General features: G+C 53.0%; 11 protein-coding genes and 1 riboswitch. Of the genes, 5 read left to right on the top strand and 6 right to left on the bottom strand.

The features are described 5' to 3' along the window. Positions 1-15: 15 nt before the first annotated feature. From WH50_RS26075 to WH50_RS07115, 4 genes are all read right to left on the bottom strand, one after another. Positions 16-447, bottom strand: a complete 432-nt coding sequence (locus WH50_RS26075) for a hypothetical protein (RefSeq protein ID WP_133251267.1) — start codon at positions 445-447, stop codon at positions 16-18. Positions 448-525: 78 nt separating this feature from the next. Further along, the gene (locus WH50_RS07125) at positions 526-1,590 is read right to left on the bottom strand and encodes an undecaprenyl-phosphate alpha-N-acetylglucosaminyl 1-phosphate transferase (RefSeq protein WP_110186686.1); all 1,065 of its coding nucleotides are present in this window, start codon (positions 1,588-1,590) and stop codon (positions 526-528) included. Between the two features lie 150 nt (positions 1,591-1,740). Beyond that, positions 1,741-2,247, bottom strand: a complete 507-nt coding sequence (rfaH, locus tag WH50_RS07120) for a transcription/translation regulatory transformer protein RfaH (RefSeq protein ID WP_110186685.1) — start codon at positions 2,245-2,247, stop codon at positions 1,741-1,743. 781 nt (positions 2,248-3,028) lie between these two features. Continuing rightward, positions 3,029-4,159: a PilT/PilU family type 4a pilus ATPase gene (locus tag WH50_RS07115; protein WP_110186684.1), complete on the bottom strand. Its 1,131-nt coding sequence runs from the start codon at positions 4,157-4,159 to the stop codon at positions 3,029-3,031. 130 nt (positions 4,160-4,289) lie between these two features. Beyond that, a riboswitch (TPP riboswitch) is annotated at positions 4,290-4,404 on the top strand. 35 nt (positions 4,405-4,439) lie between these two features. Here WH50_RS07115 and thiB point away from each other — a divergent pair. The 4 genes from thiB (at position 4,440) to WH50_RS07095 (ending at position 8,354) form a co-directional block, all read left to right on the top strand. Beyond that, positions 4,440-5,453, top strand: coding sequence for a thiamine ABC transporter substrate binding subunit (thiB, locus tag WH50_RS07110; RefSeq protein ID WP_165838339.1), 1,014 nt, complete (start codon positions 4,440-4,442; stop codon positions 5,451-5,453). Further along, on the top strand, positions 5,425-7,107 hold the full coding sequence (gene thiP, locus WH50_RS07105; protein ID WP_110186683.1) for a thiamine/thiamine pyrophosphate ABC transporter permease: 1,683 nt from the start codon (positions 5,425-5,427) through the stop codon (positions 7,105-7,107). Before thiB ends, thiP begins: the two co-directional genes overlap by 29 nt. A gap of 118 nt (positions 7,108-7,225) precedes the next feature. Continuing rightward, positions 7,226-7,813 (top strand): ATP-binding cassette domain-containing protein, encoded by a 588-nt coding sequence (locus tag WH50_RS07100; protein WP_207780218.1) that lies wholly within the window; start codon positions 7,226-7,228, stop codon positions 7,811-7,813. Positions 7,814-7,952: 139 nt separating this feature from the next. Next, entirely contained in the window at positions 7,953-8,354 is a 402-nt protein-coding gene (locus WH50_RS07095; RefSeq protein ID WP_110186681.1) for a VanZ family protein, read from the top strand. Between the two features lie 21 nt (positions 8,355-8,375). Here the strand turns inward: WH50_RS07095 and WH50_RS07090 are convergent, their stop codons facing one another. Continuing rightward, positions 8,376-8,936, bottom strand: coding sequence for a D-sedoheptulose-7-phosphate isomerase (locus WH50_RS07090; protein ID WP_110186680.1), 561 nt, complete (start codon positions 8,934-8,936; stop codon positions 8,376-8,378). Positions 8,937-9,416: 480 nt separating this feature from the next. Here WH50_RS07090 and WH50_RS07080 point away from each other — a divergent pair, with 480 nt between their 5' ends. Continuing rightward, a complete protein-coding gene (locus WH50_RS07080) occupies positions 9,417-10,649 on the top strand; it encodes a sensor domain-containing phosphodiesterase (RefSeq protein ID WP_110186678.1) in 1,233 nt (410 codons plus the stop codon). 36 nt (positions 10,650-10,685) lie between these two features. On the opposite strand, the gene WH50_RS07075 is transcribed toward WH50_RS07080, so the two are convergent. Further along, a complete protein-coding gene (locus WH50_RS07075) occupies positions 10,686-11,519 on the bottom strand; it encodes a LysR family transcriptional regulator (RefSeq protein ID WP_110186677.1) in 834 nt (277 codons plus the stop codon). Positions 11,520-11,572: the final 53 nt, after the last annotated feature.

The raw sequence follows: 11,572 nt of genomic DNA, 5'->3' as shown, positions 1-11,572 counted from the left end.
CCTGTGTCCTGACTCTCATTTAAGTGAGCTGCTACTGAAGCCGCTCAGGTTGGCATCACTATCCACAGATGTGTTGCCACTGCCCATGCTAGCTACAACGTCTTTGGTTTTGAACCACTTAAGCCCCCATGGCTCACGGCATACGCTGAGTTGTGGTGAGCTGGCAGTGGGGGTGCTGGCATCAAGCATGAGGCAATTCAGGCCACTGGCTGATGAGTACTTTTTAGAGACGACATAGGTGTCGTTATTTATGGCGATAGGCTGGCCAACACTAGCGACTTCAAGATTGCTTGAGACGTTGTCAGTGACGATTTGTAAGTCAGTTCGTTGAGTGTGATCAATTAAGGCTCTAGAGGCGACCAGAGTTGGAGGGGTATTGCTGCATCCGGTCACTATCAGCAGTACGCTGAAGGGCGCTGCCCATGAAATTTTTAATAGTTTGCTCATATTTCACTGCTTGGTGTTCGGTATGAAGGGGAGCTGTTGTTGTAACAGTTACCGCTATGAAGAGTCTTGCAGCTGCTGTTAATGATCATTTGGATACGTGTGAACTGCCCAGCGTTTGAAAAGCTTCCATAGGTGCGGTTTAACTTGGAAGTAAGCTGCGTTGAGGACGATAAACATTAACACCATTATCCATTCTTTCGCTCCTATTAGCTCTAATGCCAAGCCTAAACCCGATGTGGATGTGGCTAAAATCAAGACAGCTACCAACGCGTGTTTGGCTGGAAGTCCTGCATTCAGGAAAAAATGGTGGATATGTTGGCGGTCAGCCTGAAAGGGGGACTTACCTTGTTTTAAACGTGTACGAATAACCTCAAGTATGTCCATGAAAGGCAGAGAAATGATCCAGAATGCTGAGATAGGGCTTATATAACGCGAGGGGGACTGCGTAGCATTTATCAACAGCCATGCGATGGTGAAGCCTACAAACATAACTCCGGCATCACCCATGAAAACCTTCCTCTCGAAGGGCCATAAGCCAAGGTTAAGGATCAGGTAGGGGATCAGAGCGACAATTACGATCAGTGCCAATAAGCAAAGATCAGTGTTCCCACGTATAAAAAGTAGAAGACAGATTTGTGCTAGTGCAATCAACGCTACTGAACCTGCCAGACCGTCGATACCGTCGATCATGTTGAAGGCGTTGATGCTGCCGATGATTGCAAATACTCCAACGACATAACCTAGTCCCCCTATGTTAAAGGATCCTAGTATCGGGAACTCTCCTAGATAAGACACTGGGTATTGAGCCAGCATCAGCATTAACAGACTGACCGCTGCTTGGACAAGTAATCTGGATTTGGCAGAGAGCTCTTTTAAATCGTCCAGTGCACCTGTCAGAACCATTATTGACACGCCTAGAATGTATAGCCCCTGATACTGCCAGTCGACATTCATGAAAAGAACGGGAGCCAGCATTCCAAGATACACTGACAGCCCTCCGATGTTGGGGACATGTCCGTGATGGACGGTTCTGGCATTAGGAATGTCAACAAAGCCCAGACGGGTTGACAAGGGGCGAAGCATCAGAAGGGCAATAAAAGCCGTTGACAGTGTAGTAACCGTTATGCTGAGAAAGTATTCCATGTTGCTGGCCGCTCCCTATCCTATGAGTTGCAGACAACTACCATTGAGGTACGCTACCGCCCTTGGATTTTGCGTTTCTTTCCAAAAAACGTACAAAATGAACCCCATGACTAGGAGGTCTTGGGGTGTATGTATTCAGCACTGCATGTGTTACAGGTGCGTTATAGCCTGTATCGGTAAGCAGATATGCTGTGGTCTATTCAAAATGTTTAGCAGGACGATGACTCGCTCTTCGCCACTTCGTGCGGTAAACAGGGCTTCCAGTTCTTTAAAACAGCCATCAACAATACGGATCTTCTCACCCTCTACAAATGTAAGTGGCGTGGACAGCTTCTTTCCGCTGTCCATGCACGAGCGTAGGTCTCGGACTATCTGGTCTGGCACAGGAAGAGGGGCGCCATTGAAGGTCACCAATTTAGATACGCCACGAGTTGAACGAATCGGGTACCAGTTGTCCTCGATACCATTCAAAGAGATGAATAGGTAATGAGGAAACAGAGGTTCTGTTACCCATTGAGGACCGCTCTTTCGTACTTTTTCGACTCTTATGGTCGGATGAAAGCACTCATAGCCCTGATTGCGCAGGTGGAGTTCTGCTCTGAAGCTTTCTCGAGGTTTGCATTGAATGAGGTACCATCGGGTCGCTGCAACTTCCATACGCTTCCATTCTCTGATGTTGTTCTTACTGAACAACAGAAACTTTGCTTATGTGCCAACGGCCATAACACTATCCCAGTACCGACTGAGCGCATTGTAACGAAGTGTCATGCTCTCGTCACCAGCTGTGATTGTTGTTATCCCGAAGAGCTTAACTTTTCAAACAGCAGGGGCCAATCAAATTTTTTTCAAAATCTTTACACTTTGGGTTTTTCTGTGTTTCGGCATGGTACATCGGTCTGCGCTGGAAAAGTTCTCCTAAGCCTTCGTATTTTGTATTCACTTGATGCTAGTTGGCTCTACCCTGAGAGTGCTTGCTATACCCAGGTACTAAGCAAGCTGTTTGCCAACTTGCTGTGTAGGGTACTTGGGAGGCAGTAAATGATTAGTTTGTATCTGCAGGACGATACAAATCGACTAAGTTTTGTTTTCTGCAGGATGCGTGGGATGGCGCAGCTTGATGAGCAGTGGTCACGTTCTCTCAGGGTCGTCTTCGATCAAATGATCATTAGTGGAAATGGAAGGCTGCCCAGTCATTCTTCTGTATCTGAGTTTTTGCTGACGAGCTGCTTGTGGCTTCTCGCTGATCCCACAGGTAATAGAGGTTGAGGCAGTAATGGAAGGATGCAAATGATCAGCTTGTTAGCCATGTTGCATTCTATACCTCTCTAATAGATATCCTCCAGGTTGAAAAAGGTTTACTCATGTTCGCATTTGCACTAGGGCGAGGCGAAATGTTGGAGACTGTGCTCCATCACGTGCGGTATAGGGGCAGGTGTCATCACTCCACCTCAAATGCTGGCGGCTTGCCGCCTGTATTAAACTCCGGCACTTTTCGATCCGCCATACCCTGGCCGTCTTTAAGAAACTTGATCATCAGGCGCATGTTGTTTGGAGAATCAGCATTACGCATGGCGGTTTCTTCTGTGATCTTGCCTTCCTTGAACAGATTGAAGATGGACTGGTCGAAGGTCATCATGCCGATGTGATTGGATTTGGCCATAATGTCTTTCAGCTCACCAATCTCTCCTCGCTTGATCAGCTCGCTGACACTGGACGTTCGCAACAAGATCTCGAAGGCAGCGCAGCGTTTACCATCGACAGTTGGCAGCAGGCGCTGTGACACGAAGGCGCGAATATTCAATGAAAGGTCGTGCTGAATCTGGCGGTGGCGGTCCTCAGGGAAGAAGTTGAGAATGCGGTCCAGTGCCTGGTTGGCGTTATTGGCGTGCAACGTCGACAGTGTAAGGTGGCCCGTTTCGGCAAAGGCCAGCGCATATTCCATCGTGTCACGGTCACGGATCTCACCGATCAATATGAGATCTGGCGCTTGTCGCAGTGTATTCTTTAGCGCCTCGCCGTAACTATGGGTATCCATGCCCACTTCACGCTGGTTGATGATCGATTTTTTGTGGCGGTGCAGGTATTCGATCGGATCCTCAATGGAGATGATATGACCAGCGTGATTACTGTTGCGGTGATCAATTAGTGCTGCCAGAGAGGTCGATTTACCCGAGCCAGTGGAACCGACAAATAGTACCAGGCCTTGTTTGTCCAGAATGACTTCGCGCAATACTGGTGGAAGGCCCAGTTCGTCAAACTGAGGAATGACAGTCTTGATATTACGTATCACCGCGCCAATCTGACCACGCTGAATAAAGAGGTTGACCCTGAAGCGTCCGACTCCGGGTACTGACAGAGCAAAGTTCAATTCCTGCTGTAACTGGAATTCGTCAATTTGAGGTTGAGACATCACCGCAAAAAGTAGCTGTTTAACTTCATCAGGGCTGACCGCATCGGCCATCGCAGTGAGAACGCCGTTGAATTTGATGCTCGGAGGTGCGCCTGGAGACAGGTAAAGGTCTGAGCCGTCGTCATCGACCATTTTGCGTAGTAAATCGACAAGTTCCATAGCGGAGCCTTTTCCTTATTGATTTTAAGTACCGCTGACCGTCAAGTCATATTTCGTCGTGCGAATAGACATTCAACCATCACTAGCGTGCTTGCCTGTCGCCACCGATATGATTGAGGTATTATGCCGCCTCGGCTCAACGGGGTGCCAACCTGCATGCAGGTGCTGAGAGGTGATGTTCTGTCACTAACCCGTCGAACCTGATCCAGATGATACTGGCGCAGGGATTTGAGTCCAAGTCCGCGACTGCGCCACTTCTTTTATTTTTGGGAGATGTGGCATGAATACCCGTATATCTATCAAAGCTGCCTTGCTGGGCATGGCAATGGCAACCTGTCTGCCTGTGTTTGCCGCAGGGGAGACCCTGACAGTCTACACCTATGATTCCTTCACCGCTGATTGGGGGCCTGGCCCTAAGGTCAAGACTGCCTTCGAACAGCAATGTAGTTGCACATTGAACTTCATTGCGTTGGAGGATGGTGGCAGTATGCTGCAGCGTCTGCGTCTTGAGGGTGAAACCACTCCTGCAGACGTCGTGCTAGGGCTGGACATGAATCTCATGGCCGATGCAGCAAAAACCGGTCTTTTCGCCCCCAGCGAGACTGATCTGTCTGCACTTAAGTTACCGGTCAAGTGGGATGACAATACCTTTGTGCCCTTTGACTGGGGCTACTTTGCTTTTGTTTACGACACCCAGAAACTGCCTCATCCACCCACTAGCCTGCAGGCGTTGGTGGATGCGCCAGATGACCTGAAGATCATTATTGAAGATCCACGGACCAGTACCCCTGGTCTGGGTCTGCTGATGTGGGTGAAGAAGGTCTATGGCGATAAAGCCCCGGAGGCCTGGGCCAAGCTAAGCAAGAAAACGCTGGCTGTCACCAAAGGGTGGAGTGATGCCTACTTCAATCTGTTCATGAATGGTGAAGCGCCCATGGTGTTGTCCTACAGTACCTCGCCTGCCTATCACATGGCTGTGGACAAGACGGATCGATATCAGGCCGCTGAATTCAGCGAAGGCCACTATCTTCAGGTTGAAGTGGCTGCACGCCTGAAGACCAGCAAGCATGCTGATCTCGCAAAGCAGTTCATGGCCTTTATGCTGACACCCGCATTCCAGCAGGAGCTGCCGCTGGGGAATGTAATGTATCCTGCTGTGGACATTGGCAAGGCGCTGCCCGATGCCTATGGCAAGCTGATCACCCCTGGTAAGACTTTGCTGTTTACCCCTGACGAAGTGGCCAGCGACAAAAAAGCGTGGGTTGATGAATGGCTGGAAGCAACTAGTCGTTAAGGGGGCTGAAGACAACCACTACGTGAGCAATCCCCCATTTTCTCATCCGCGCTGGGTCACACTGCCTGGTGTTGTGTCGGCACTACTGCTGATCCTGATCGTTGTGTCGGCGATGCTGGCGCTGGTATGGATGGCACCGGCGCTACCATGGGCATCAGTGTGGCAGGATGCCTATCTGCAGCGCATAGTGCGTTTCAGTCTGTGGCAGGCGACCTTGTCATCCTTGTTGGTGGTGTTGCTTGCAATACCTCTGGCTCGGGCCTTGTTGCGTCGTCCTGCCTGGCCGGGGCGCAAGCTGCTGCTGAGGATAATGGAGCTGACACTGGTGCTGCCACCTATTGTGGTGGTGTTTGGTCTGGTCGCTGTGCACGGGCGTCAGGGATGGCTACCGCAGTTACTCTCTGGGCTGGGCTGGCAGCCTCCTAACTATCTTTATGGTCTGGGTGGCATCCTGCTGGCGCATATTTTCTACAATGTTCCTTTATGCGCACGGTTGTTGTTACAGGAGCTGGAGCGTATTCCTTCACAGCACTGGCGTCTGGCTGCCCAGCTTGGCCTCAATAGTCGAGGCGTGTGGCTGATGCTGGAGTGGCCTGTCGTGCGACGAGCATTGCCACGATTACTGGCGCTGGTTTTCACTCTGTGTTTTACCAGCTTTGCCATCGTGATGACGTTAGGTGGCGGGCCTCGTGCTACCACGCTTGAAGTCGCTATCTATCAGGCACTGCGTTTCGATATGGATATTGGTCGTGCTGCCTTGCTGGCCATACTGCAACTGCTCATCTGCGCCTTGTTGTGGGGTGTTTCAGGACGTCTGGGCGGCATGCCGTCATTAACTCCCTATACGCTTTATCGACATTGGCCTCGTGCCGACAGTCTGGGCAGCAGCCGCTATGTCGATAGCGGCTGGATTGGGATGTTGTGGCTACTGTTGCTACCGCCATTGCTGGCCGTGGTGCTCAACGGATTGGGAGGCATCTGGTTGATGCTGTGGCGACATGAGCTGTGGGCTGCCTGGTGGTTGAGTATCAAGCTGGCATTGGTTGCGGGAGGGTTGGCAACGATACTAGCAACGCTTCTGCTCAGTGCGGCGGGTGGCTATGCCCGTCGGGGAGATCAGCGTATAAGTGCGTTGACAGAGGCCAGTGGCCACCTGACGTTGCTGATTCCGGCAATGGTGCTGGGGACGGGCTGGTTTGTATTGCTTCGCCCCTGGGTATCCCTGACCGAGCAAGGCTACAGTCTGGTGGTGTTTGCCAATACCCTGATGTGTCTGCCGTTTTTGATGCAGGTTTTGCGTGGCCCTCTGAACAGTCTCGATGAGCCGAGCAGACGGCTTGCAGATACGCTGGATGTTCGGGGCTGGTATCGATGGCGCTGGCTGCTGTGGCCACGGCTCAAACCTGCAATAGCGCTGGCCCTTGCGTATGGAATGACATACTCCCTTGGCGATTTCTCTGTCGTCGCTTTATTTGGCAGTCCGTCGCAGCCTACATTGCCTTTGTTGTTGTACCAGCTGCTGGGTAGCTATCGGTTGAGGGAGGCAGCAGGGTGCGCTTTGCTGATGCTGCTCACTATGCTGATGATATTTTTGCTCCTGGAATGGCTTGGGCGGCGAGGTTACAGAAGTGAGCGGGAAAGGTCATCGCCCTGATTACGTTGATCATCGGCCTGCAGCCTGGCAGGCGCGACACTCGGTTTGAGGACAGTGAATAGTGTTGGTGCTACGGCAGCTTGCGTTTGACTACCCTGAGCAAGACTACTGCTTTGATATGAATCTCATGGCTGGTCAGTGCCTGGCGGTGCAGGGGCCAAGCGGTGCAGGCAAGTCGACGTTGCTTAATCTGATCGCCGGATTTCTCGCTGCCAGCTCGGGAGAGATTGGCTGGCTGATGGACGGCTCATTGATTCGCTGGAATTCGTTGCTCCCCTGGCAGCGGCCTGTCACCACGGTGTTTCAGGAACATAATCTGTTCGAGCATCTGCCATTGTGGGCCAATATTGGTATGGGGCTGCATCCGGGCCTGAAGTTGAATAGCGTGCAACGCCAGCATATTGAACAGGTGTTGGATGATGTTGGTCTGGCAGGGATGGCGGACCGCCTGCCGGGGGCACTTTCGGGTGGCCAGCGCCAGCGTGTGGCACTGGCCAGAGCCTGGTTACGGCAGAAGCCTCTGCTGCTACTGGATGAGCCCTTCACCGGGCTCGATGTTCATACCCGAGAGCAAATGTGGGCAGGAGTAAAGCGGCAGTGTGCGGCGGGTGTCGCAGTCCTGCTGGTCAGCCATGACAGTGAAGACCTGGACGCATTGGCGGATAAGCGTCTGCGTCTGGAAAAGGGCATGCTGGTAGCATCCTGAAATAAAGATTCAGGAAGTTTGGCAGTAGAATCGCCGCAACCATACTCAGGGTGACGTCAACGGCAGTCGATTGATTGGCCCTCGCGAGCAAGATCGTCAATCGCGTTCTTGGATCGCTCCCCCCAGCTGAGGGTATTCGATGTTTAAAACCTGGCTAACCCGTGTTGCTTTTCTACTGTTGTCGCTGGCTGTCACCTACGCATACTTTCGTCCCAGACCCTGGCATTTCTCTATCGCCGACGGTGACAAATACGCCCATGCTTCGGCGTTCTTCCTGCTGACACTGGTGATACCACTGGTGCTGCGCTGGGCCGCACTGCGGTTATGGCTGCTGATGGTGCTGATAGGTGTAGTCGCGGAGTTCATGCAGGGAGCGCTGTTACCTCATCGCTCTTTCAGCTACTACGATATGGCAGCCAATGTGCTGGGCGTCTCACTGGCTGTGGCAGGGATTGTGGTAGTGCGGCGCCTGTGTGGAAGTGCCGAACGAAAATCCCCAGCACTTCCGGTTTCCCATCATTCCAGTCAAGACAAACGTTAGGCGCTTCCTCGAAGTGGGGGCTTAGTCAGCCAGACGACGATCCATTTCTTCGCACAGCCAGTGGCCAATAATCATATGAGCTTCCTGAATGCGTGCCGTTTCTGTTGATGGCATGCGTAATGTGCTGTCGGCTATATCCAGCAGTTTTCCTCCACTGACTCCCGTCCATGCGTAGGTATAACACCCCATCTCCTTCGCAGCCTGAATGCCGTCGATGACGTTGGCACTGTTGCCGGATGTCGACAGACCGATGATCACATCTTCCGGGCGGGCAAGTGCCTGAATCTGCCGGGTAAAGACACTGGAGAAGTCGTAGTCATTGGAGTGGGCCGTCAGAATGGAGGTGTCCACCGTCAAGGCCAGAGAGGCCAGCGGCCGGCGCTCAGCCTTGTAGCGCACCACAAATTCGGCTGCCAGGTGCTGGCAGTCGGCAGCACTGCCACCATTGCCCATAAACAGCACTTTGCCATTCTGAGTGACGCATTGATAAACCCGGTCGGCCATGGCGTTCAGTTCAGGCTCAAGGTCACCCAGAGTGCTAACTGCATCTATGTGGCGCTGCAACGTATTGAGAAATGACATGTCGTGGTCCGCTTCTGCAAAGTGGCTTTCTGTTCGCCAGCCTGTCGACCAGCAAGGTCCGATAGTTTAGCAAAAAGCTTCTGGTGTCACAGCCAAACGGGGGAGGCTGGTTGTTGTGCGTCATGCGTTGTCTGTCGTATTTTGGTCATTCGCCCGGAGGCGTGCGCCAATCTGATGCAGATATTACATACTGATGATCGGCTGTTTCTGTATCGAAAGGTACTGTACATGGCTGACGGTGAGTCAATAAGCCTGCAGGCGGGTGATATGGATGCCTGTCCAGCAGGAACGCCCGGAGAACGGCAAGCCTTTCATGGCCTTGGGATTGCATGCAAAATCGTGGATAAAGGGTGGCAGATGGTTATATCTGGACAGGCCAACAAGTGACAAGCTCCTCCGTGCCCGGGGATCTGGTGTTGGCTTAGTGTGCAGTTACCACGTATTGATTAGCCGGGGCTCACCCGAATTGGCAAACACGCAATGAATAACACTTGGCAATATCACAACTTTGAGCTGCGCAGTCACTTTCAGCCTATCTATTCGCTGGCTCATCGCCGTTGTGTTGGTCTGGAAGCACTTATCCGCACTCAGGATGGCAATTTACCCTGTTCGCCTCTCGAACTGTTCGCCATGGCTCGTGCTCGCGATGAAGAAGCGTTACTTGACCAGCACTGCCAGGCCCTGCATCTGCGTAACTATGCGGAACTGCTGCTCCCCGAACAGTGGTTGTTTATCAATGTCTGCCCACCTTCCGCGCTGGCCTATCCCGATCAACAGCTATTCTGGAACACCCTGAATCAGCTGGGTCTGGCGCCACAGCGCATGGTAATGGAGATCATCGAGCATGCCAGCAACGATCCGCTGTTGCTCGAAGAGCAGGTCAGGGAGTATCGGACCCGGGGGGCACTGGTTGCTATTGATGATTTTGGTGCCGGCCACTCCAACTTTGACCGCATCTGGCGACTACAGCCTGATATCGTCAAACTGGACCGTTCCTTGCTGGTTCAGGCCAGAGAGCAGACGCGCACACGGCATGTGCTGGGCAAACTCATTCAGCTGATTCATGGTTCCGGCGCGCTGGCGGTGATGGAAGGAGTTGAAACCCTGGACGACCTGCATCTGGTGTTTGATTCCGGTGCTGACATGGTACAGGGCTTCGGTCTGGCTTACCCCGCAGCTGATCCCCGCGTGGGGCTGGCAGAGGGGCGCCGCAAGCTCAATGCCCAGCTGGCCATCTGTGCGCGACGCAGCCAGCGTAATCAGCGTCTGCAACGCCAGCAGTTGGAGCGCTATACCAGCCAATTTACGGAACTGGTGTCACTGAGCCGTGGTGGCACACCTATGCACAGTGCCAGCGAGGCCATTCTGCGCCTGCCGGGGGTGCAGCGTTGCTATCTGCTTGATCAGGACGGTTACCAGCTCAGTCATAATATGGCGGCCCGGCAATCCACGGATGACGGACGTTTTCGCCCGATGCAGGATGCCTTGGGCGCCAGCTGGAGTCGACGTCATTACTTCAAGTCCGCCATTGCGCAGCCGGGACAGGTACAGGTATCTGATCCTTATCTGTCGGTGTCGGATGGCAGCATGTGCCTGACGTTATCCTGTGCTTTCAATGCGGAGTCAGGTCGCTTCCTGGTGCTGTGCTGTGATCTTCATGCTGCTGTTCTGGATCAGTCCTGCACGCTGCCTGATATTGCTTACGGCATATAAGCCTTCACCTTATTGACGGTCCACTGAGCTGTGCAGCTAAAACTGCTTTTTGACCTGCTCAATCGCATGCATCAGGGCTTCTGGCAGTGATCTGTCTTTGGTGTAGGCCAATCCCACCACTCTGGCCATATCAATCCCGCTGACTTCCCGGGTGGCAATCTGGGTTCTGCCTTCAACCGAACTGACAGGGACAAGGGACACGCCCATACCCGCCGCCACCAGATCCAATGCGTATTCCTCAGTATGGACCCGCGCTTTGACCAGCAGCTGTACATCGCGTTTTTCCAGAGCAAAGTGCCATGCATCCAGCACGTCGCAAAAGCTGCGGCTGATAAAGGGCACTCCCTCCAGATGTTCTAGGTTCAGTTTGGTCAGGCGTGTCAGCGGATGCTCGGCAGGCAGGGCCAGCACATAGTGGTCATTCCACAGCTTATGGAATACCTCATTGGGGCCAACCTGATTGCTGGCGATAATACGGGCATCCGCCGGCTGATCTTCTGTCACAAGAGTGACTTCCAGCTCGGGTACCTGACTGGCCAGCTCTTTTAGCAGAAAACCCAGACGTGGTCCGGACAGGAAGGGCATCAGACCGATACGCAAGGGCAGGGGAGCAGAGGGTTCCTTGAACTGGCGCTTGATATCGACCACTTCGTCCAGCACCTTGCAGGCCAGCGGATAGAGTTTTTCTCCTGCCGGGGTGGGAGTGACCCCCTTGCTGTTGCGGATGAACAAGGCGGTATCGAGCTCGCTTTCCAGCTGCTGGACAGCGGCAGAGATGGACGGCTGGGCGACAAAGCAGCGTTTGGCTGCCGCACTCAGGCTCAGTTCTTCATAGACGGCTTGAAAATAACGCAGGGCGCGGAGATCCATGACAGGGCTTCCGTTGATCGATATGTCGCAGGCGAGGTTGGCTATAGTCTACA

The sequence above is a fragment of the Pokkaliibacter plantistimulans genome, assembly GCF_003194385.1.
Classification (GTDB): domain Bacteria; phylum Pseudomonadota; class Gammaproteobacteria; order Pseudomonadales; family Balneatricaceae; genus Pokkaliibacter; species Pokkaliibacter plantistimulans.
Note: the sequence above shows the minus strand (reverse complement) of the source record. Positions and strands in the feature narration are given on the sequence as shown.